We start from the raw sequence: 21,521 nt of genomic DNA, 5'->3' as shown, positions 1-21,521 counted from the left end.
CCCGGTCAGGAACGACGCCGGAGCGCACCGGTGCCCAGGGTGACGAGACCCGCGGCGAGGAACGCGCCGACGGCCGCGCTCATCCACGGCTGCGGGACGAAGCCGAGCAGGTCACGGGCATCGGTCCAGAACGAGGTCCACCAGGCCAGCTCCGGGGCGACCGGCAACGCGGCGAGCATCCACCATGCCGCGAAGCCCAGCAGCCACGGGGCCACCATGAGCCAGCGCGAGGGCGCGCTGTCGGAGGTGTCCCAGCGCCTGGCACCGCCGAGCAGGAAGTAGTCCACGGCGAGCACCGCGAACATCGGCACGAAGACCGCCCCGATCAGGCTCAGGAACGCGGTGTAGGTGTCGACCTTGACGAAGATCGCGAGCAGGGTGACCAGTACCCCGATGACCACGGAGATGACTCTGCGGTCCAGCCTGGGCATCAGGTTCTGCAGCGACATGGTGGTGGAGTAGACGTTCACGAACGACTGGTCGGTCTCCCGGAGCACCAGGATGCCGAAGAACAGCGGGCCGAGCGCCGCGGCCACGAAGGGGTCCCAGACCCGTCCGGTGTCGTTGCCGACCAGGGCGAGCGCCGCGATTCCCAGGACCAGGCAGGCCACCTGGGTGATCGTGTAGCCGCCGACGACACCGGTGAACGTGGCCCTGCCGGACCTGGAGAACCGGGCGAAGTCCGCCGCGACCGGCACCCACGAGACCGACAGCGCGATCACGTAGTCGACCGAGGGCGCGAAGGCCTCCCACGATCCACCACCGATGGACGGTCCCCGGCTGAACAGGGCGACCGCGAACCAGATCATCGAGACGACCACACCGGCGGTGACGTACCGGCGGAGCAACCGGACCGCTCCCAGCGGCCGGATGCTCAGCGCAGTGGTGATCACCCCTCCGACGACCACCCAGACCGCGTACGGCACCTCGATCCCGAAGGATCCGGCGATGGCCTGGGCGCCCTGGGCGATGACCCAGAGCTCGAACGCGCCCCAGCCGAGCATCTGGATGATGTTCAGCACGGTCGGCAGGTACGAGAGCCTGGCGCCGAACAGCCCGCGGAGCAGGACCATCGCCGGAGCGCCGGTCCGCTGCCCGGGAATGGCGGCCAGGCCGACCATCGCGGTGCCGATGACGCTGCCCACGACGGCGGCCAGGATCGCGGCCACGAAGCTCAGCGGCCGGTCGCCGAGCGGATCGATCAGTGCGATCGCGCCGGAGAATCCGAGCAGGCTGACCCCCAGATTGGCCCAGAGCGCGCCCTGGTCGAGCACGCCGAGCTCCTTGGGAGGAGCCTCGTCGAGGGTGAGGGGAGCCTCGGCTGACTTGGAGTCAACGACGGCAGACGACATCACACGCTCCCTACGCCGGCATTACCCGGACAGGTTCATGCGGTCGGCGGCGCGTCGGAGGGTCTGTGCGACCCTCTGCGTGGTTCCGCCCTCTCAGCCCGGTCACGCCCGAGCTCCCGCGGTAGATAATTCGCCCTGATTATGCCATTTATTCCTTTCTTGGCAAGGACCACCACCTCGGTGGACGTCGACTCAGGCCTCCCGGGCCGCTGAAATCACTCAGAGCACTCAAGACCGCTCAGGCCACGAACGGGTCCTGACCGCTCTCGGCGACCATCGAACGCCCCGCCACCTCCCAGGACCGCATACCGCCGCCGACGTTGATCGCGTCCCAGCCCACGTGGTTGAGCCAGGCGGTGGCGTTGGCGGAACGGCCGCCGACCCGGCAGATCACGTAGACGGGCGCGCCCTTGGGCACCTCGTCGACCCGGGACTGCAGCTCACCCAGCGGGATGTGGACGGCTCCCGGCGCGTGCCCGGCATGCCACTCGTCGTTCTCGCGTACGTCGAGCAGGAACGCGTCATCCGGCACGGCCCGTGCCTCGACCTCAGGAACACTCATGCGCCCATTGTTCCAACTCCCGCACCTGATGGGTGCGCAAAGCCTCTCGGACGCCCTCATCCGGACTCTCAATTTCCCCTGATAGCGGACTAATTCCCCACAACTGACCGACTGGATCAGCCGGCCTCCGGCGCCCGCCGAAGGAGCGGCGAGACCGGTGCCGAGGAGGGCGGAGCCGAACAGCAGGCCACGAGGGGACGGGCTCAGGGCACGTCCCAGAAGGCGAGTTCGTGGGCCATTCCCTCGGTGAACAGCTTTTTCGCCCTGCCGGGGTCGGGTGCCGCCTCGTCGATCATCACGGCGATGCGCTCGGTCAGCTCGGCGAAGGCCGGGTGGGCGTAGGTGTCGACCCAGGCACGGTATCGCGGCTCGTCGGGCGGGTTCTCGGCCAAGGTCCGGCCGAGCGTGGAGTAACCCCACATGCAGGGGTAGAGCGCGGCCAGGCCATCGGCGTAGACGGCCGCGGAGTCGAGCAGGAAAGAGGTGTAGGCCGCGCAGGCGGGTCCCTTTCGCGCCCCGCCGAGATCGGCACCGAACTCCGCGGACAGTGAACGGTGCAGGTTCAACTCCTCGTGGAATGTGGCGTGGGCCAGATCCACCAGGTCGCCCAGGTGCCCGTCGGGGGCCTGCCAGGCGAGTCGTGAGAAAACCCGGACGTAGTCGAGCAGGAACAGGTAGTCCTGCTCCAGCCAGGACCGGAACACCGGCTCGGGCAGGTCCCCTCGCGCGATGCCGGCCACCGTCGGGTGCGCGAGCTGCACCTCGACGAGCGGGCGGCCGATGGCATGCAGTTCCCCGGAAACACTCATAATCCGGGCATTGTGTCAGGTGAGGGCGGCGGCGCCGAAAGAGACGCTGAAGCGCCTGCACCAGATGGTGACGCTCTTCAGGCTGTCGAGGTCGGCCCCCGCGGGGATGGCGTAGTTGGCGTTACCCCGGTTGCCCTTCAGCTCGCCGAGTTCGAGGTGCCTGCCGTCGTCCAGGTTGAACCATCCGGCCCTGCCCTCCTTGACGGGCTGGTCACTCAGCCAGACCCGCAGATCCGGGCCGTCGGAGGTGTCCAGGTCCTCGATCCGCAGGACCCGGCTCCCATCCGGGAGCTCCAGCACCCTCGCCTTGCCCGCGGTCTCGTGCTCGTGGGAGACGAACGTGCCCTTGGCCAGGATTCTCGGCTCCTCGGGTGCCTTGGCGGGCTCGCTCGCCCCGTCTTCCACCACCGGGGTCGCCTCCGGCTCGGAGGTCACGGCCGCGGTCGGCAACGCCTCGTTCACCTCGACCGTGGTGAACAGGCGCCAGGGCTGGAACAGGTAGAGGGCGACGCCGAGCACGACGGCACCGACCGCCAGAACGCTCCACGTGACGGGGTGTCGGAGCAGGCTTTTGATTCTCATCGAATACCTCCGGCGCGGGGCCCCGGTTCTGGCCTTCGAGGCCGAGACCGGCCTCGGGGTCGACGCTACCGGTGCCGTGGCCGCGCACCGCTTACGGAGTGCTTACGACCACGGCGGGGGCGACCCTACTTGGCGAGGACGTCCTTGGGGACGGGCTTGTCCTCGGCCAGCGCGTCGAACAGGCGCAGCGCCTTCTCCCGATCCCACTTGACGACCGCCTGACCGTTGATGGTGGGCAGGGAGCCGACCGGGACAACGGTGGTGACCGGGTTGTCGCCCATGGCGAGACCGAGGGAGAGCAGGTTGAAGGCACCGGTCTCCTCGCCCACGGACACCGAGTCGGCGGCGCTCAACGCGAGCGGCACGGAGGTGAAGGGATTGATCAGGACCCCGGGGCTGGCCGCCTTCTTCACCACCGCGGAGAAGAACTGGCGCTGACGCTGGGTCCGGTCGAAGTCGGGGATGGTGCCGGTGGCACGGGTACGGACGTAACCGAGGGCCGTCCCGCCGTCCATGAGCTGGAGCCCCTTCTTCAGGTTGATCCCGGCCTTGGGATCCTTGATGGCCTGCTTGACATCGATCTCGACCCCGCCGATGGCGTCGACGATGCCCACGAAGCCGCCGAAGCCGATCTCCATGTAGTGGTCGAGCCGCAGCCCGGTCACCTTCTCCACGGTCTTGGCGAGCAGCTTGGGGCCGCCGTCCTGGAAGGCGTAGGCGGCGTTGAGCTTGTCGCTGCCGTGGCCGTCGATCGGCACGTAGGAGTCACGCGGCAGGCTGACCAGGGTCGGTCGGCCGTCACCGTCGGGGATGTGCAGCAGCATCATCGTGTCGGTCCTGCGGCCCACGGCCTTGCCCGTGGCGAGCTTCTTACGCTGTGCCGCGGTCAGGCCCTCCCGGCTGTCGGAGCCGACCAGCAGCCAGTTGGTGCCGGGGGTGTCGGCGGGCCGGCCCTCGTAGTCGGTGAGCGCCTCGATCCTGGTCAGCCGGGAGTTAATCATGAAATATCCGCCGATGGCCACGACCAGCAGCACGACGAGCAGCCCGGCGAGGATCCGCACGATCAGCCTGCCCGGACGCTTCGGGCGCCAGCTCGGCATCCGCGACCCGCCGCCGCCACCCGGACCACCGGAACCAGCGCCGGAACCAGCGTGGGAGCCGTCGGAAGAGGCGTTCAGCGGTCTGACCGGGCTGGAGCCCGACCTGGCCTTGCCGTACACCCGTGAGCTTCCCCGGGGAGGCGGCCCCTCCTCGCCCGCGGGTGTCCCCCGCCGGGCGGACGCCGGCCCGCCCGGCAGAGGGTGGGCGGGCTGCCCGGCCGCTCGCTGCGGCGCGGACCCCGGTGTGGGCGACCGCAGCGCGCGAGTGCGATCGTCGTCTTCGGGCCAGTCAGCCACGTCGTGTCCCGCCACTTCTTGATCTCATGATGAAAACGTCATTATCGACGCTACGTCGCGGCTCACGCGCATGCCGCAGGGTCCCCAAGGTTTCCCTATGTAAAAGTACTCAGACAGGTTGTTAGCCACCGACAATGCGATCGTCTGCTGATCCGGAAACATCAACCCCCACCCGGATCGTTACGGTAGAGAACTACCTCTGCTCGAAAGGATGATCGTGTCCACTCCGGACTCGTGGAGTACCTGCCCGTGCAAACGCACGGGAACCGCTGAACCAGCCGGGAGAGCTACCCGGTGAACACGGCTCTGGGCCTGCTGGCCGTACTTCTTCTCACCCTCGCCACCGGCTATTTCGTCGCCCAGGAGTTCGCCTTCGTCGCGGCGGACCGCGGCGTGCTGCGTGAGCAGGCCGACTCGGGCGACGTGGCCGCGGAACGGGCGCTGGAGGTGACGGGACGCCTGTCGTTCATGCTGTCGGGCGCGCAACTCGGCATCACCGTCACCGCGCTGCTCGTCGGTTTCATCTCCGAACCCGCCATCGCCACGGTCATCCGCCCCTGGCTGGAGGCCGCGGGAGTCCCGTCGGGTGTCGTGCCCGGCATCGCCGTGGCACTGGCCGTCGCGGTCGCCACCGTCATCCAGATGGTCCTCGGCGAGCTCGCCCCCAAGAACCTTGGCATCGCCCGTCCTGAGCCGGTGGCGAAGTTCCTCGCCCGCTCGACGTTGATCTACCTGCGGATCGCCGGACCGGTCATCCGGCTGTTCGACTCCGCCGCCACCGGCCTGTTGCGCCGGGTCGGCGTCGAGCCGGTGGAGGAGATCGAGCACGGCGCCAGCCCCGAGGAGCTGTCCCGGATCATCTCCGACTCCGCCAGCACCGGCGACCTGCCGCCGCGGCTGTCGGAGCTGCTTGAGCGCGCGCTGGAATTCGGCGACCGCACCGCCGAGGACGTGATGGTGCCGCGTCCCCGCGTGGTGCTGCTGAGGGAGGAGCGCCCGATCTCCGATCTGATCGACGCCGTCCGCAGGCACGGTCACTCCCGCTACCCGGTGCTCTGCCACCAGAACGGCGACGACGTGGTCGGCGTCACCGGCGTGCGCGAGCTGCTCAAGTCGGGGCTGAGCACCGGAACGCTGGAGAGGATCACCCGTCCCGCGCTCCTGGTGCCCACCTCCCTCCCGCTCCCCGTCGTGCTGGAGCGCATGCGCGCCGCCCGCGACGACCTGGCGTGCGTCATCGACGAGTACGGGGGCCTGGCCGGCGTGGTCACCGTCGAGGATCTCGCCGAGGAACTCGTCGGCGAACTCGTCGACGAGAACGATCCGGAGCCCGCGGGGGTCGTCGCGGGTGAGGAGGGCACCTGGGACCTGCCTGGCACGCTCAGGTTGGACGAGATCGAGCGGGCCATCGGGCTGCAGCTTCCGGAGAGCGACGACTACGACACCGTCGCGGGCCTCGTGCTCGCCACCCTCGGCCGGATGGCCGAACCCGGTGACAGCGTGATCGTCACGCTGACCCTGCAGAACGACCCCCTGGAGAACGACGGCGCCGACGAGAAGGACGCGGTGCTCACCGTGCTGTCGGTGCATCGCAGGGTCCCCGAGTGGGTACGGCTGTCGCTCGCCGTACCGCAGAAGGACGATCCCGAGGGGGACCCGACGCCGGGAACGGCGGGGAGAGAGAATGATCCGGCGATGACCGCGCCGCAGACGATCGAGCCCGTCCCGGAGACTTCCATGATCGAGCGGAGCGGGGTGAAGCGACGATGAGCACCATCGCCGCCCTGCTGCTCGGTGTGGCCCTGCTGATCGGCAACGCCTTCTTCGTCGCCGCCGAGTTCGCGGTGATCTCAGCCCGCAGGCACCGTCTGGAGGAGCTCGCGGGCAAGGGGGGCCGGTTGACCCGGATCGCCGCCCGCGCCGCCGTACGCGGTGGCAGGGAGCTCTCCCTGATGCTGGCCGGTGCACAGCTGGGCATCACGCTCTGCTCGCTCGGTCTGGGCATGGTGACCGAGCCGGCCGTCGAGCAACTGCTGGAACCGGTCTTCGGCGCGGTCGGCGTGCCCGAGTCGCTGCGGGTCCCCATCTCGCTGATGATCGCCCTGGCGATCATCACCTTCCTGCACATGGTGGTCGGCGAGATGGCTCCCAAGTCGTGGGCGCTGACCCATCCCGAGATCGCCGCGATGGGTCTGGCCCTGCCGTTCCGCGGCTTCACCTGGGTCGTCAGGCCGGTGCTCGCCGCGCTCAACGGCCTGACCAACGGGATCCTGAAGCTGTTCGGCGTACGTCCCAAGGACGAGCTGGCCACCACCAGGACCCCTGTCCAGCTGGCGATGCTGGTCGGTGAGTCGGGCCGGATGGGGCTGCTCGACCGGGACGAGCACGACCTGCTCACCCGGGCCCTGCGGGTCCACCAGCAGCCGGTCGAGCGGTTGATGCTGCCGCTGGCGAAGGCCACCTCGGTGCCCGGCGACGCGACGAGCGCGCACATCCGTGAGGTGGCCGCGCGCGACGGGCACCTGCGCCTGCTGGTCACCTCCGGCCGGCCGCGCGACGTCCTGGGCGTGGTGCACATCAGGGACATCCTCGTCCGGCCGGATGCCAGCCCCGCGGAGCTCGCCCGGCCGGTGCCCCGACTGGACAAGGCCACCACGATCCCCGACGCCGTATCCGCCCTCCAGGACGCCCACGCGCACCTGGGCCTCGTCACGGACGGCGGCGGCGAGGTGGTCGGCATGGTGAGCCTCACGGACCTTCTCGGCGAGATTTTGGGCGTCCGGGTGCTCGCGACCCGCTAGTGCGGCGGCCGGGGCCCCTCGTCCGCTTCCTGGGCACTCCATGCCGAGGTCGTCTCCGAGGCGCCCCGCCGTCGCGTCCGGTGAGCGCCGATGAACACCGATGAACACCGGTGGGCACCGCGTCGCCGGATCGGCCCGCCGATCCAGCGACTCGACGGGTCGGGGGAGATCCTCTCCCCCGACCCGTTTTCTCTGTCAGCGTAATCAGTCAATCGGCAAACCCATGCAAGTCATCCGAAAGCGAGCAGCAAGCGTGGCCGGGTAGAACTGGAAGGCGTGCCGCACCGCCCCAAAAACCACAAGACCCATACATAAGCCCTGAGACTTCTCTATAACGGAGCGAACAGCTACCTTGATCGATGATCGACTCGGTCCGCCACGAGACCTCATGGACGGCTCAGATGAATGCACGCTTTCCCGGCAAACAGCAAGACCCCGGTCGCGGTATCCGCGTGACCGGGGTCGTGATCTTGTGGGCGAGGAGGGATTTGAACCCTCACGTCCTTTCGGACACACGGACCTGAACCGTGCGCGTCTGCCGTTCCGCCACCCGCCCTTGTTGGGTGCGGTCGAAACATTAGCACGTATCAGCCGGTACCCACGAACCCGGATACGATCCTCCTAGATGCGAAAGCGGAGCAGCTGGGTGCGAGAGAGCGAGGACCGAGCCAACGAGCCCCCAAGCGGCCGCGACCACATAGACGGAGGAGGGGAGGTACCCGGTGGGAGTCCTTCAGCGTTTCGAGCGGAGGCTCGAAGGCTTGGTTGAAGGGGCCTTTGCGCGGGCGTTCAAATCTGACCTTCAGCCGGTAGAGGTCGCCAGTGCGGTCCAACGAGAGATGGACGAGCGGGCGGCGATCGTCGCTCAGGGACGCACTCTCGTGCCCAACGACTTCGTGGTCGAGCTGTCCACGACCGACAGCGAGCGGCTGGAGGTCTACGCGGACAGCATCGGCCACGAGCTGGCCAACCTCGCCAGGGAGTACGCCAAGGAACAGGGCTACTCCTTCGTGGGACCGGTCAGAGTCCGCTTCGAGACGGCAGACGACCTCGCGGTCGGTCTGTTCCGCATCCGCTCGGGCGTGATCCGTGGCGCGACGGTCGAACAGGACGAGATCCGCCAGCCGGTGAGCGACGTGCCCGCCGCCAAACCGCACGCGTTCGGAGGCCGCCCCCGCCTGCTGGTGTCCACCCAGGACGACCCGCAGGGCCAGCGATCCTTCGACCTGACAACCCCGGTGACCCTGCTCGGCAGGGGCACCGACTGTGATCTACGGCTGGTCGACCCGGGTGTGTCCCGGCACCACGCCGAGCTACGAGTGGAGGGTCCCCAGGTCGCGCTCGTCGACCTCGGCTCCACGAACGGCACCTTCGTCAACGGCCAGCCGGTTCGCCGGGTCGAGCTCCAGAACGGCACTCGCGTGACGCTGGGGCGAACGACTCTGGTTTTCCGGCGCGATTAAAGGTAAATAGACGGTCCATGTCCGAGCTCACGCTGCTGCTGATCCGGCTCGCCTTCCTCGCGGTGCTGTGGTTCTTCGTGATTGCCGCGGTCGGCGTGATCCGGACGGACTTGTTCGGATCACGTACGGCCGCCGTCGTCCCCGCGCGCAAGGTTCCCAAGCCGGTGAAGCCCGCGGCCAAATCCAAGAAGGGGGAACCACGGCAGATGGTCGTCACCGGTGGCCCCCTGCAAGGCACCACCATTACCCTCTCGGAGACGCCCATCACCATCGGCCGGGCGAACGACTCGACGCTGGTAGTCAGCGACGACTACGCCTCCAGTCGGCACGCCCGGCTCTTCCCCCAGGACGGTCAGTGGATCGTGGAAGATCTCGGCTCGACCAACGGCACTTATCTCGACCGCTCAAAAGTCACCCGTCCGACTCCGGTGCCGCTCGGTGTTCCGATCCGCATCGGTAAGACCGTCATCGAATTGCGCAAATGACCATCGCACTCCGTTACGCCGCCCGCTCTGACGTCGGCCTCCTCCGCGAGGGCAACGAGGACTCCGCCTACGCCAGCGGCCGCCTGCTCGCCGTCGCGGACGGCATGGGCGGCCACGCACACGGCGAGGTGGCCAGTTCGGTCGCCATCGCCGCGATGTCCTCACTCGACGCGGACGCCCAGGGAGGTGACCTGCTCAGCACCATCGAGGCAGCGGTACGCGACGCCAACCGCAAGCTGCACGAGATGGTGGGCCGCGATCCCAGCCTCAAGGGCATGGGCACCACCCTCACCGCCATGCTCTGGTCCGGGACCAGGGTCGCCCTGGTCCACGTCGGCGACTCCCGGGCCTACCTGCTGCGCGCGGGAGAGCTCTACCAGATCACGCATGACCACACGCTGGTGCAGTCACTGGTGGACGACGGCCGGATCACCGCGGAAGAGGCCACCACCCACCCCCAGCGGTCGATCCTGCTCCGGGCACTGGACGGCAGCGGCGAGGTCGACCCCGACCTGTCCCTGCGCGAGGCCCAGGTCGGCGACCGCTACCTGCTCTGCTCCGACGGCCTGTCCGGGGTGGTGAGCGCGGAGACCCTGCACCACACGCTCTCCACGATCGAGGATCCCGACGGGGTGGTCCGCACCCTCATCGACCTGGCCAACCGGGGCGGTGGCCCGGACAACATCACCTGCGTGCTGGCGGACGTGCTGGAGGTGGACGAGAGTTTCGCCCCGCGCACCGAGGCGGCCGTGGTCGGCGCCGCCGGCTCCGGCATGCCGCGGTCACAGCCGCCGGACACCCCGGCGGGACGTGCCAGCGCGGTCACCATGCCGCAACCGGTCATCGCCGACGACGAGCCCGACGAGCCGATCATCAGGGCCGTCGCCGCCAGACCGGCCAAACGTCGTCGGCTGTGGCCCCTGCTGGCCGTGGCGGGCGGTGTCGTCGTCATCGGAAGCGGCCTAGGCTGGTACTTCGGCGGGCAATGGCTGGACGATCAATACTTCGTAGGGGCCAGAGGTAACGAAATCGTGGTTTTCCAGGGCGTGAAGACCAACCTCGGCCCCTTTGAGCTTTTCGAGGTCGCCCAGAGCACCGCAGAATCGATCACGACCCTTGGTGCGTTCCAGCAGGGCCAGGTCCGCGACGGCATCCCTGTCCCCACCGTCGAGGCGGGCCTGAAAAAGATCGAAGAGCTGAAGTCGTCCGCGGCCAAGCCCGATGACAAGGCCGACGACACAGCCGAGCCGACCACATCGCCGAGCGCCTCCGCGTCCTCCAAGCCCCCCACTCCCAAGCCCCCCGTCCCCAGGGCCCCCGAACCCACAAGGACACAGTGAACACATGAGCACCCCTAGCGCCGAGCCTGTCCCGCTTCCCGCCAAACGGCGGTTGGCCCAGCTGGCGATGCTCGCATTCGCGGTCGCCATCGTGATGCTGGCGTACGCCAATGTGGGGTTGGCGCTCGACAACCAGGTCCCCGCGGGCATGCTCACCTACGGCCTCGGCCTGGGCGGTCTCATGCTGGCCGCCTACCTGGTGCTGGCCAAGTTCGCGCCCTGGGCCGACCCGCTGATCCTGCCGCTGGTGACGCTGATCAACGGCCTCGGGCTGGTGATCATCTATCGGCTTGAGGCGGCCGGCATGGACGGAGCCTCGGCCACCAACCAGCTGCTGTGGACCGCCGTCGGGGTCGTCATGTTCTCCGTGACGCTGATCGTGCTGCGCGACCACCGTGCGCTGCAGCGTCTGACCTACACCGCGGGTGCCGTCGGCCTGGCCCTGCTGATCTCGCCGCTGCTGCCGTTCATCGGCCAGGAGATCAACGGCGCCCGCATCTGGATCGGTATCGGCGGCTTCACCCTCCAGCCGGCGGAGTTCACCAAACTCGCCCTGGTCGTCTTCTTCGCCGGTTATCTGGTCGCCAAGCGCGACGTGCTGGCCCTGGCCGGGCGGCGGCTGCTCTTCATCGACCTGCCCCGGGCCCGCGACCTCGGCCCAGTGCTCATCACCTGGGGCCTCAGCCTGGGCGTGCTGATCCTGCAGAAGGACCTCGGCTCCTCGCTGCTGATCTTCGGCACCTTCATCGCGATGCTCTACATCGCCACCCAGCGAACCTCGTGGGTGCTCATCGGCATCCTGCTCTTCGTCGGTGGGGCGGTGCTGGCGGGGCTGATCTTCGACCACGTCGCGGCCCGCTTCGAGGTCTTCCTCGACCCGGAGAACCCGGCGCTGTACGACCGCGAGTTCGGCGGCAGCTTCCAGCTCATGCAGGGCCTGTTCGGCATGGGCCAGGGCGGCGTTCTGGGCACCGGTCTCGGCCAGGGCCACCCCAACCTGATCCCGCTCTCCTTCTCCGACTTCATCTTCACCGCCGCGGGCGAGGAACTCGGCCTGACCGGGCTGATGGCCCTGCTGATGGTCTACGCCCTGCTGGTGGAGCGCGGCCTGCGCACCTCGATCGCGGCCCGCGAGCCGTTCTCCAAGCTGCTGGCGGGCGGCCTGTCGTTCATCCTGGCGTGGCAGGTCTTCATCATCGTCGGCGGCGTGACCAACCTGATCCCGCTGACCGGCCTGGTCACCCCGTTCATGTCCCAGGGCGGATCGGCGCTGCTGGCTAACTGGATCCTTATCGCGCTGCTGGTACGCATGTCGGATACGGCGAGGAAGCCTCCGCCCCAGGCCATCCAGGACGAAGGAATGACGCAGGTGTTCCAGCGATGAACGGTCCCCTCAAGCGCGCGGCCCTGGCCTGTCTGCTCATGTTCGGCCTGCTCATGATCAACGTGAACTACCTGCAGGCCGTGCGGGCGGAGGACCTGCGCGCCGACTCGCGCAACACCCGCAACTTCTACGCCCAGTACGAGGTCGAGCGCGGCCGGATCACCGCGGGCGACAAGGTCCTCGCCGAGTCCGTCGACACCGGCGACACCAAGTTCCGCTTCCAGCGGCGTTACCCCGAGGGCAAGATCTACGCGCCCATCACCGGGTTCTTCGCGCCAGAGAGCCAGCGCGACATCGAGCGGACGGAGAACCGCCTGCTCAACGGCACCAGCGCCGACCTGCTGATCCGGCGGAGCATCGACCTGTTCACCGCCAAGCGGAGCAAGGGCGCCAACGTCGACCTGACGATCAACCCCAGAGCGCAGGAGGCCGCCTACAAGGCGCTGGGTGCCAGCGGCAAGAAGGGCGCGGTGGTCGCGATCGAGCCGAAGACCGGGGCGATCCTCGCCATGGTCTCGATCCCCACCTACGACCCCAACCCGCTCTCCAAGCCCAACAAGGCCACCGTCAACGAGGCCTACAAAAAGCTGGACAAGGACGAGGACAAGCCGCTGGTCAACCGGGCCATCGAGCGCACCTATCCGCCGGGCTCGACCTTCAAGGTGGTCACCATGGCGGCGTACCTGGAGAGCGACGACAGCATCGGCCCGGAGACCCAGGTCGACGCCCCGCAGGTGCTCGACCTGCCCAACACCACCGCCGACCTGCCCAACTACGGTGGCGCGGCCTGCGGCGTCGGGCGCGTGACGCTCTCGTTCGCGCTGGAGAAGTCCTGCAACACCCCGTTCGGCAAGATCGCCATGGAGCTCGGCTACGACGCGCTGAAGGACCAGGCCGCCAAGTTCGGCATCGGCGGCGAGCCGTTGTCGATCCCGCTGCCGGTCGCGGGGAGCGGGATCGGCCCCGAGGAGGACCTGGCGGCCCTCGCCCAGGCGTCGATCGGCCAGCGCAGCAACCAGATGACCCCGCTGCAGATGGCCTTGATCGCCGCCGGCATCGCCAACAACGGCGTGGTCATGAAGCCGTACCTGGTGAACAAGATCGCGGATGCCGAGGGCGGCGAGATCGAGACCGCCGACCCCGAAGAGCTGAGCACCGCGATGAGCGAGGACAACGCGCGCAAGCTCCAGGAGATGATGATCAACGTCGTCAACAAGGGTACGGCGAGCGCGGCGCAGATTCCGGGCGTGACGGTCGGCGGCAAGACCGGCACTGCCGAGACCTCCAGGGGCCAGGCGCCGCACGCGTGGTTCATCTCCTTCGCTCCCGCCGAGGACCCCAAGGTCGCCGTCGCACTGATCGTCGAGTCCGGCAGCGCGGGTGACGACGCCTCAGGTGGTCACACCGCCGCCCCGATCGCCAAGAGCGTGATGGAAGCGGTGCTGGGTAGATGACCGCGTTGCTCGGGGGCCGATACCGCCCGCTGGGGCGTATCGCGTCGGGCGGCATGGGCGAGGTGTGGCGGGCCAGGGACGAGTTGCTCGGCCGTGAGGTCGCGGTGAAGCTGCTCCGTGCGCACGTGGCCGAGGATCCCGCCTTCCGGCGGCGCTTCCGCTCCGAGGCCCGCATCGCGGCCGGGCTGTCCGATCCGGGCATCGCGCAGGTCTTCGACTACGGCGAGTCCGACGGCGTCGCCTACCTGGTGATGGAGCTGGTGCCCGGTGAGTCCCTGGCCGGCATCCTGGCCCGGGACGGCGCGCTGAGCCCCAAGGTCACTCTCGACGTGGTCCATCAGACCGCCAGGGCCCTGCAGGCCGCGCATCGCGCGGGGGTCATCCACCGGGACATCAAGCCCGGCAACCTGCTGGTGACCGAGGCGGGCGTGATAAAGATCACAGACTTCGGCATCGCCAGGGTGCTGGAGGCCGCGCCGGTCACCCAGACGGGGGTCCTGCTCGGCACCGCCCAGTACGTCAGCCCCGAGCAGGCGTCCGGCGAACCGCTGACGCCCGCCACCGACATCTACTCCCTCGGGGTGGTCGCCTACGAGTGCCTGGCCGGCCGGGCGCCGTTCCTCGCCGAGACGCAGGTGGCGATCGCTCTCATGCACATCGGCGAGACCCCGCCGCCGCTCCCGGCGAGCGTCCCGCCCGCGGTCCGTGACCTGGTCATGGCGTGCCTGTCCAAGGACCCGCTGCGGCGCCCGGCCGGCGCCAGGGAGCTGTCGGAACGGGCGGACGTGCTGCTCGACGCGCTGGCCGCCACCGACGCCACCGGTCTTGGCATGCTCACCGACCCCTTGGGCTGGCGCGCCGAACCCGCGACCGAGTGGCCGCAGGAGATCACCTCGGCCATGGCCGCGCCCGTCGGCCCCGGTCCGGTTCCGGATTCGGGCGCGGGTGCGGGTTCGGGTTCGGGTTCCGGCGCTCACGGCGGTGCGGGCGGAGGTTCTGTGGCAGGTGCCGGAGGGGGCGCCGGAGCGGGCGGGACGCCTCCGGGCACCGGGCCGGCGCCGCATGGACGCCGACGCTCGCGCAGGAGAACAATGATCGTCGCCGCGGTCGCGGGGTGCGCCGCGGTCGGGTTGGGCTCTCTGGCGGCCTACGAGCTGACCAGCCGACCAGGCGGCAGCGAGCCGGAGGAGCCGGTCGTACGGCCGAGTCAGGCTACCGAACCGCCGATGGCCACACCGAGCCGGAGTGCGTCTCCGACGAGCAGACCACCTGTCTCGCCGACGAAGACGGTCCGCCCCTCGGTCACGCCGTCGGCTACGGTAAGCACATCGGCCACGCCCACCGCAAGGCCGAGTACGTCGCCACCGCCCAGCCCCAGCCCCAGCCCGACGATTCCCACCCCGACACCCACCACCCCGACGGTGACACCGAGCCCCACACCGAGTACGACTCCCGAACCCGGCGATACAGACCAGCCGAATGAGGAGACGTGATGCGGCAACGGGTCGATGATGGACACCGGTGGCCCAAGAGCCCACCGGCACCCAAGATGAACGGTAAGGGACAGTGCAGGAAATGACTCAGCCCCGACGCCTCGGCGATCGCTACGAGCTTGACGGCGTCGTCGGGCGTGGCGGCATGGCCGAGGTCTATCGCGCCCGAGACATCCGGCTGGATCGGATCGTCGCCATCAAGACCCTCCGCGCGGACCTGGCCAGGGATCACATCTTCCAGGCGCGGTTCCGCCGGGAGGCTCAGTCCGCCGCGTCACTGAACCACCCGTCCATCGTCGCGGTCTACGACACCGGCGAGGACGTCTCAGAGGGTGCGCCCGTTCCCTACATCGTGATGGAGTACGTCGACGGCCGCACGCTGCGCGACCTGCTCCGGGCCGACCGGCGGTTGCTGCCCGAACGTGCCGCCGAACTGGTCGACGGGATCCTTCGGGCGCTGGACTACAGCCACCGTGGCGGCATCGTTCACCGGGACATCAAACCGGCGAACATCATGATCACTCGCAACGGCGACGTCAAGGTCATGGACTTCGGCATCGCCCGCGCGATGGCCGACTCGGCCGCGACCATGACACAGACCGCCCAGGTGATCGGCACCGCCCAGTACCTCTCGCCGGAACAGGCCAGGGGCGAGCGGGTCGACGCCCGCAGCGACCTCTACTCCACCGGTTGTGTGCTGTACGAGCTGCTGACCGGACAGCCTCCGTTCACCGGCGACTCGCCCGTCGCGATCGCCTACCAGCATGTACGCGAGGAGCCGATCCCTCCGTCGCAGATCGACCCCGACATCCCCCAGTGGGCCGATGCCATCGTGCTCAAGGCGATGGCCAAGGACCCGGCGCACCGTTACCAGAGTGCCGGGGAGATGCGGGCCGACATCCAGCGGGCGATGTCCGGCATCCCGACGGACGCCCAGACCATGGCCATTTCCACCAACTACGGCTCGGCCACCCGGACGATGCAGGCTCCCGGGCCCGGCGGCCCGGCCACCCAGCGCACCACCGCCGTCCCGGCGTACGAGTACGGCGAGGAGGGGGGCGGGCGCACCGGCGAGCGCGGTCGGCGCCGACAGCAGAGCAGCAACACCGCGGTCAAGACCGCGGCGTGGATCCTCATCCCCCTGCTGGTCATCGGTGCCTTCGTCGGCGTGGGCTACATGTTCCTCAGCTCTCCCGGCACCACCGTCGCCTCGGGCAAGGTGAAGATCCCTCCGCTGGCCTCGCAGACCATGGAGGCGGCGACCAAGGCGCTGACGGACCTCGGCCTGAAGGTGAAGACGGTCCAGGCGTTCGACGAGGAGATACCGAAGGGTTCGGTGATCGACACCGAACCGGCGGCCGACACCGAGGTGGAGAAGGACTCCGAGGTGACGCTCAAGGTCTCCAAGGGCATCGAGAAGGTCGAGGTGCCCTCCGTGCTCAACATGACCGTGGAGGACGCCAAGGCGGCCCTCAAGGAGGCCGGTTTCGAGGTCAGCCTGCAGAGCAAGCCCTCCATCCGGAAGCAGGGCATCGTCTTCGAGACCCTGCCCGAGGCGGGCAAGAAGGCCACCAAGGGCAGCACCGTGCGAATCTACGTGCCCAAGGAGGCGGTGGAGGTTCCGGGCGTGACCAACCTCACCATCGGGGACGCCAAGAACACGCTCAAGGAGGCGGGTTTCAAGTGGAAGATCGTCGAGCAGCCGAGTGACCTGCCCAAGGACACCGTGCTGAGCCAGTCTCCCGAGGCGGGCGGCAAGTACCAGCCGGGGACGACGATCACGCTGATCGTGTCGAGCGGGCAGGCGCCCGAGCCGACCCAGCAGCCGACCTACCCGTCCGACGAGCCGACCATTCCCGACGAGCCGACGGACGACACGCCCACGGAGCCCGACGACGGCACCATCTTCGACGAGTCGCCCCCCGACGGGACCTGACCCGGAACACATGAGAAGGCCCTCGCGATCGCGGGGGCCTTCCTCGTTTCCCGTGACCTTCCGGCATCGCCCATCCGAGAGGCCGGAAACGGGGAAGAGTCCTTCCGCCACTCGGGGGCGATGGCGGAAGGACTCTCACTGGTCAATCGCCCAGGAAGGGCGCCGCGTTACACCAATCTTTCCAGCCAGTTTCCGAGCAGCCGATGACCGTGCTGGGAGATCACCGACTCGGGGTGGAACTGCACACCCTCGACGGGGGCCGTACGGTGGCGCAGGCCCATGATCACGCCGTCACCGGTGGTCGCGGTCACCTCAAGGATCTCAGGAACCGTCTCGGGCAGGACGGCCAGCGAGTGGTAGCGCGTCATGGTCGCCGGCGACGGCAGGCCGGCGAAGACGCCGCGCCCGTCGTGCGTGATCGCGCTGGTGCGGCCGTGCACCAGTTCGGGGGCTCGCGAGACGGTCGCGCCGTGAGCGATGGCGATGGCCTGGTGCCCCAGGCAGACGCCGAGTAGCGGAATGCCGTGGGCCTCGCAGTAGCCGACGAGCGGGACGCTCACGCCCGCGCTCTCCGGGGTGCCGGGGCCGGGGCTGATCAGAACCCCGTCGAAGCCGGCGGCGTCCTCCACCCTGACCTGGTCACGCGGTCGCACGTCGCAGGTGGCGCCGAGCTCACGGAGGTACTGGACGATGGTGTGGACGAAGCTGTCGTGGTTGTCCACGACCAGGACGCGGCTCATGGGCCCACGCCGGCCATGTCGAGGGAGATGCGGGGTTCGATCCAGGGGAACACGACATACCAGAGTACGGCCGCGACCAGACCGACCAGTACGGCGGCGGTGAACACCCTGACCGCGAGGTTTCCGGGAAGCAGCCGCCAGATCCAGCCGTACACGAGACTCCTTCTCCGAGTTGTCGGGGTTGGTCTTTGAGGCTATTCGGGTCGTTTGAGGCGGTCCTGGCTCTGGTCCAGCGCGCCGAAGACGACGAGCCGCTGGGCGGCCGAGTACCTCGGGTGGCAGGTGGACAGGGTGATCGTCGCCCTGGTCGGTGTCTTTCCCGGCTGGTCGGGGACCGGGGCGATGACGCCGAGCTCGGTGGGGTCGACGACGCGCCTGCCGGTGACCCGGTAGGTGTAGCGGGCCTCGCGGGCGTCGACCACGATGCGATCGCCCCGCTGGAGCTCGTCGATCCGGCCGAACGGAGCGGCATAGGTGGTCCGATGGCCCGAAAGAACGAAATTACCGATTTTTCCTGGCATGGCGGTTCCGGGGTAGTGGCCCGGTCCCATCCGTAGCCGGTCCTGGTCGACGCCCTCCACCACGGCGTACCGGTAGTCGTCGCCGAGCCTGGGAATCGACAGCAGCGCGACCGCCCCGCCCAGCCGAACCGGGCCGGGCCCGTGCCCCCGGCCGGCCTTCCCACCCTCGATGAGCTGCCTTTGCAACAGCACCTGCTGCTCCGCGGTGTAGGAGCCGGTGCCCCACAACAGGTAGGCGCAGAAGAGCAGGATGACCAGGCCCGCGGTGATGCTCAGATCGCCCATGACCCTCAACGCGGCTCTCACGAAGGTCAAGGCTAGTGACGGGACACTCCGCCCGGCAGGACCGGATCACGGGTCCGGCAGAACATTTGCCGCAGTATGGTGCCTCACGGAATCGCCATGGCCCACCTGCGCGGACTATCCTTACACGGGACTTCACCCACCAGCGACTACGCTAATCGACATGGCCTGCGCACGATCCGGATCGCGCAGGGTTGACGCAGGAGAAGAACCCCAGTGCCCAAGCCCAAGACTCGCAAGAAGCCGGTCTACACCCCGCCGCAGACCTCACAGCAGATCAAGATCAGCCCGCGCTGGTTGGCGCCGGTCATGGTGACCTGCTGGATCATCGGCATCCTGTGGATCGCCGTCTACTACGTGGCACCCACCGCGCCCGTTCTCGGTGCCCTCCAGAACTGGAACCTGCTGGTCGGGTTCGCCTTCATCATCCTCGGTGTGATCCTGTCCACCCGCTGGCGTTAGCCTTTTCCACAGGCATTATCCACACCCTGGGGAAGCATCAGGGTGTGGATCAACCGTAGATGCCGAGTTCGGCCTGGAGGGCGAACGGCGGCAACGCCAGCACCAGCGCGACCAGAACGACCAGCATCGCCGCGCAACCTCCCCACTGGACGGCGTCGCGGCTCTTAGCCGGAGCGAAGGCGAACACCGCCGCGACCAGGGAGCCGGCGATCAGGCCGCCAAGGTGTCCCTGCCAGCTGATGCCGGGGATCACGAAGGTGATCACCGCGTTGATGCCGATCAGCCAGAGCACACCCTGGACGTTGTAGCCGAGCTTCCTGCCGAGCACGAACAGCGCGCCGAACATGCCGTAGATCGCACCCGAGGCACCGACCGCGGCGATGCCGAACAGGTAGACCGCCACGGACCCGCCGAGCGCCGCGAGGAGATAGAGCACCAGGAACCTGGCCGAGCCGAGGCGCCGCTCCAGCTCCGGGCCGATGGCGTAGAGGGCCCACATGTTGAACACGATGTGGGTCAGGGCCCAGCCACCACCGCCGAGCGGCATGTGCAGGGAGGCCCCGGTGATCAGGCGCCACCACTCACCGTCGTAGGCGACGGCGAAGGAGTTCATCGCGAAGTTGTCCAGCACCCAGTCGGTGCGCACGGTCTCGGCGAAGTAGGCCAGGACGTTGAGAACCAGCAGCGCCCAGGTGACCCGGGGCGTGACGACCGCCTGGCCGCCGAACACCGACTGTGCCTGCCGCATGCCCCTGTTGCCCTCCGCCACGCACTCGGGGCACTGGAAGCCCACCGAGGCCTCGCGCATGCAGTCGGGGCAGATGGGGCGCTCACAGCGCTGGCAGCGGACGTAGGTCTCCCGTCCCGGATGCCGGTAGCAGTTGGGAACAACGGTGTTGGGGTCGCTGGACGGCTGGGTGGTCATGGTCTGTGGCTGGCCCCTTCGCGCGTTCTGTTATCCCCAGACTGCCAGCCTATTCACGATCCCGAGTGCCCGTACACCCATAAACGGCAGCTGAACGACCTCGGCCGGAGACGCGAACGGCGGCCTCCATGGGAGGCCGCCGGGCGAGAGATCAGCTCTGCACGCGTTCGATGGTCACCGACTCCAGGACCACCGGCTCGGTGGGACGGTCGCGGGCGTCGGTGTCGGTCTTGGCGATGGCGTCCACGACGTCCTGACCCTCGATCACCTCACCGAAGATGGTGTGCTTGCCGTTCAGGTGCGGCGTGGGCACCACGGTGATGAAGAACTGGGAGCCGTTGGTGCCGCGGCCCATCTGGACGCCCGCGTTCGCCATGGCGAGCAGGTACGGACGGTTGAAGTAGAGGTCCGGGTGGATCTCGTCGTCGAACTTGTAGCCGGGACCGCCGACCCCCTGACCCAGCGGGTCGCCGCCCTGGATCATGAAGCCCGAGATGACCCGGTGGAAGATGGTGCCGTCGTACAGCTTGGCGGTGGACTTCTGGCCGGTCTCCGGGTGCACCCACTCGCGGGTGCCCTCGGCGAGCTCGACGAAGTTGCGCACGGTCTTGGGCGCGTGGTCCGGGAAGAGCTGGACCTTCACGCTTCCGCGATTGGTGTTGAGGTTCGCGATCAACTTCTCAGCCATGATCGGACTGCCCCCTTCAGGTTGTGGCAATGCCTATGCAACGTATTGCTTTTGTGGCGCTTTGACGATTTCGGCCGGAGCCGATCCCTCATGCATCCTCCCACGGGCCGTCATGATTGAGCCGCCTTCGAGCGGGAAGGGGTGGCGACGGGGCCCCAACGAATGGGGAGGTTGTTGTGCCTCTAGCACTGTTTGGAAAGCGCCACATGAAGATCGTGGCTCCGGAACGGCGACTGCGCCACGCGAAGGCTCAGGCTGTCCTCGTCGCGGATCGGGTCAGCCCGCTGGCCGGCCAGGCCCGCGACGTAGCTGGCCAGGCCCTTGAGATGGCCGATCATGCTCGCAACGTGGCCGGTGAGAAGATCATCGTGGTACGCGGGTGGGCGGCACCCAGGCTTGACGCCGCCGCGCACTCGATCGAGGAACAACTCGCGCCGAAACTCAGCGCCGCGCTGTCCCAGGCCGCCGCGAGGATCGATCCCAAGCCCACCAAGTCCCGCGGATGGCCGATGGCTCTACTGGTCACCGGCGTCGCGATCGGCGCAGCGGGCTACGCGCTGTACCGCAAGAACGCCGACCAGTGGGCGGACACCCTGAAGGACAGCACCTCCGACACGTCCCAATGGGTGGGGCACAAGACGGAGGCGGCGGCGGGCAAGGCCTCCGACGTGACGAACGACGCCACGTCGAAGGCCGAGGAGATCGGCGGCAGGGCCGACGCCAGGGCGGAGCACACATCCAAGAAACTGCCCTAGCGGTATGACGTGCCCGGGTCGGCCGACCACGGCGTGCGTCACCTGTCAGCGGTATGGCCCGCGCCTTCG

General features: G+C 68.5%; 21 protein-coding genes, 1 tRNA gene and 1 riboswitch. Of the genes, 11 read left to right on the top strand and 11 right to left on the bottom strand.

Annotated features, from left to right (window positions below; all coding sequences use genetic code 11):
• Positions 1-5: 5 nt before the first annotated feature.
• From IG98_RS0132285 to IG98_RS0132260, 5 genes are all read right to left on the bottom strand, one after another.
• The gene (locus IG98_RS0132285) at positions 6-1,352 is read right to left on the bottom strand and encodes a purine-cytosine permease family protein (RefSeq protein WP_030920901.1); all 1,347 of its coding nucleotides are present in this window, start codon (positions 1,350-1,352) and stop codon (positions 6-8) included.
• Positions 1,343-1,482: riboswitch (TPP riboswitch) on the bottom strand. (Overlaps the previous gene by 10 nt.)
• A 108-nt stretch (positions 1,483-1,590) precedes the next feature.
• Positions 1,591-1,914: a rhodanese-like domain-containing protein gene (locus IG98_RS0132280; RefSeq protein ID WP_030920899.1), complete on the bottom strand. Its 324-nt coding sequence runs from the start codon at positions 1,912-1,914 to the stop codon at positions 1,591-1,593.
• 203 nt (positions 1,915-2,117) lie between these two features.
• Positions 2,118-2,723, bottom strand: a complete 606-nt coding sequence (locus IG98_RS0132270; RefSeq protein WP_030920896.1) for a TenA family protein — start codon at positions 2,721-2,723, stop codon at positions 2,118-2,120.
• A 15-nt stretch (positions 2,724-2,738) separates the two neighbouring features.
• On the bottom strand, positions 2,739-3,305 hold the full coding sequence (locus tag IG98_RS0132265; RefSeq protein WP_030920893.1) for a DM13 domain-containing protein: 567 nt from the start codon (positions 3,303-3,305) through the stop codon (positions 2,739-2,741).
• A 125-nt stretch (positions 3,306-3,430) separates the two neighbouring features.
• Complete coding sequence (locus tag IG98_RS0132260; RefSeq protein ID WP_245651813.1) at positions 3,431-4,702, bottom strand: LCP family protein; 1,272 nt, start codon at positions 4,700-4,702, stop codon at positions 3,431-3,433.
• A gap of 294 nt (positions 4,703-4,996) precedes the next feature.
• On the opposite strand from IG98_RS0132260, the gene IG98_RS0132255 reads away from it, so the two are divergent.
• Both IG98_RS0132255 and IG98_RS0132250 read left to right on the top strand, forming a co-directional pair.
• Entirely contained in the window at positions 4,997-6,472 is a 1,476-nt protein-coding gene (locus IG98_RS0132255) for a hemolysin family protein (RefSeq protein ID WP_030920888.1), read from the top strand.
• On the top strand, positions 6,469-7,503 hold the full coding sequence (locus tag IG98_RS0132250) for a hemolysin family protein (RefSeq protein ID WP_030920885.1): 1,035 nt from the start codon (positions 6,469-6,471) through the stop codon (positions 7,501-7,503). Before IG98_RS0132255 ends, IG98_RS0132250 begins: the two co-directional genes overlap by 4 nt.
• Before the next feature lie 473 nt (positions 7,504-7,976).
• Here IG98_RS0132250 and IG98_RS0132245 read toward each other — a convergent pair.
• Positions 7,977-8,059, bottom strand: a tRNA-Leu gene (locus tag IG98_RS0132245).
• A gap of 166 nt (positions 8,060-8,225) precedes the next feature.
• Here IG98_RS0132245 and IG98_RS0132240 point away from each other — a divergent pair.
• The 7 genes from IG98_RS0132240 to pknB all read left to right on the top strand — a co-directional run bounded on the left by IG98_RS0132240 (position 8,226) and on the right by pknB (position 17,058).
• Complete coding sequence (locus IG98_RS0132240) at positions 8,226-8,966, top strand: FHA domain-containing protein (RefSeq protein WP_030920883.1); 741 nt, start codon at positions 8,226-8,228, stop codon at positions 8,964-8,966.
• 17 nt (positions 8,967-8,983) lie between these two features.
• On the top strand, positions 8,984-9,451 hold the full coding sequence (locus IG98_RS0132235; RefSeq protein WP_030920880.1) for an FHA domain-containing protein FhaB/FipA: 468 nt from the start codon (positions 8,984-8,986) through the stop codon (positions 9,449-9,451).
• Positions 9,448-10,791, top strand: coding sequence for a Stp1/IreP family PP2C-type Ser/Thr phosphatase (locus IG98_RS0132230; RefSeq protein ID WP_030920877.1), 1,344 nt, complete (start codon positions 9,448-9,450; stop codon positions 10,789-10,791). The genes IG98_RS0132235 and IG98_RS0132230 overlap by 4 nt, the downstream gene beginning before the upstream one ends.
• 4 nt (positions 10,792-10,795) lie before the next feature.
• Positions 10,796-12,175, top strand: coding sequence for an FtsW/RodA/SpoVE family cell cycle protein (locus tag IG98_RS0132225; RefSeq protein WP_030920876.1), 1,380 nt, complete (start codon positions 10,796-10,798; stop codon positions 12,173-12,175).
• Positions 12,172-13,629, top strand: a complete 1,458-nt coding sequence (locus tag IG98_RS0132220) for a peptidoglycan D,D-transpeptidase FtsI family protein (RefSeq protein ID WP_030920874.1) — start codon at positions 12,172-12,174, stop codon at positions 13,627-13,629. The genes IG98_RS0132225 and IG98_RS0132220 overlap by 4 nt, the downstream gene beginning before the upstream one ends.
• Positions 13,626-15,122 carry a serine/threonine-protein kinase gene (locus tag IG98_RS0132215; protein ID WP_030920871.1) on the top strand — a complete coding sequence of 499 codons (1,497 nt, stop codon included), beginning with the start codon at positions 13,626-13,628 and terminating at the stop codon, positions 15,120-15,122. The genes IG98_RS0132220 and IG98_RS0132215 overlap by 4 nt, the downstream gene beginning before the upstream one ends.
• A gap of 82 nt (positions 15,123-15,204) precedes the next feature.
• Entirely contained in the window at positions 15,205-17,058 is a 1,854-nt protein-coding gene (gene pknB, locus IG98_RS0132210) for a Stk1 family PASTA domain-containing Ser/Thr kinase (protein ID WP_030920869.1), read from the top strand.
• 167 nt (positions 17,059-17,225) lie between these two features.
• On the opposite strand, the gene IG98_RS0132205 is transcribed toward pknB, so the two are convergent.
• From IG98_RS0132205 to IG98_RS0132195, 3 genes are read right to left on the bottom strand one after another with little or no spacing between them, the layout of a single operon-like run.
• Positions 17,226-17,798, bottom strand: a complete 573-nt coding sequence (locus tag IG98_RS0132205) for an anthranilate synthase component II (RefSeq protein ID WP_030920866.1) — start codon at positions 17,796-17,798, stop codon at positions 17,226-17,228.
• Positions 17,795-17,953 (bottom strand): hypothetical protein, encoded by a 159-nt coding sequence (locus IG98_RS52070; protein WP_169750221.1) that lies wholly within the window; start codon positions 17,951-17,953, stop codon positions 17,795-17,797. Before IG98_RS52070 ends, IG98_RS0132205 begins: the two co-directional genes overlap by 4 nt.
• A 39-nt stretch (positions 17,954-17,992) precedes the next feature.
• Positions 17,993-18,625, bottom strand: coding sequence for a class E sortase (locus IG98_RS0132195; RefSeq protein WP_084195813.1), 633 nt, complete (start codon positions 18,623-18,625; stop codon positions 17,993-17,995).
• A 213-nt stretch (positions 18,626-18,838) separates the two neighbouring features.
• Here IG98_RS0132195 and IG98_RS0132190 point away from each other — a divergent pair, with 213 nt between their 5' ends.
• A complete protein-coding gene (locus IG98_RS0132190; RefSeq protein ID WP_030920860.1) occupies positions 18,839-19,084 on the top strand; it encodes a cell division protein CrgA in 246 nt (81 codons plus the stop codon).
• 49 nt (positions 19,085-19,133) lie between these two features.
• Here the strand turns inward: IG98_RS0132190 and IG98_RS0132185 are convergent, their stop codons facing one another.
• Together IG98_RS0132185 and IG98_RS0132180 are read right to left on the bottom strand one after the other, a co-directional pair.
• Entirely contained in the window at positions 19,134-20,009 is an 876-nt protein-coding gene (locus IG98_RS0132185; protein ID WP_037971800.1) for a rhomboid family intramembrane serine protease, read from the bottom strand.
• Between the two features lie 151 nt (positions 20,010-20,160).
• Positions 20,161-20,697 carry a peptidylprolyl isomerase gene (locus tag IG98_RS0132180; RefSeq protein WP_030920855.1) on the bottom strand — a complete coding sequence of 179 codons (537 nt, stop codon included), beginning with the start codon at positions 20,695-20,697 and terminating at the stop codon, positions 20,161-20,163.
• A 206-nt stretch (positions 20,698-20,903) separates the two neighbouring features.
• Here IG98_RS0132180 and IG98_RS47565 point away from each other — a divergent pair, with 206 nt between their 5' ends.
• On the top strand, positions 20,904-21,452 hold the full coding sequence (locus IG98_RS47565; protein WP_157594632.1) for a hypothetical protein: 549 nt from the start codon (positions 20,904-20,906) through the stop codon (positions 21,450-21,452).
• Positions 21,453-21,521 lie beyond the last annotated feature (69 nt).

This window comes from Streptosporangium amethystogenes (assembly GCF_000721075.1).
GTDB classification, from domain to species: domain Bacteria; phylum Actinomycetota; class Actinomycetes; order Streptosporangiales; family Streptosporangiaceae; genus Streptosporangium; species Streptosporangium amethystogenes.
The sequence above is the reverse complement of the archived record's forward strand: the minus strand, read 5'-3'. Positions and strand labels throughout refer to the sequence as shown.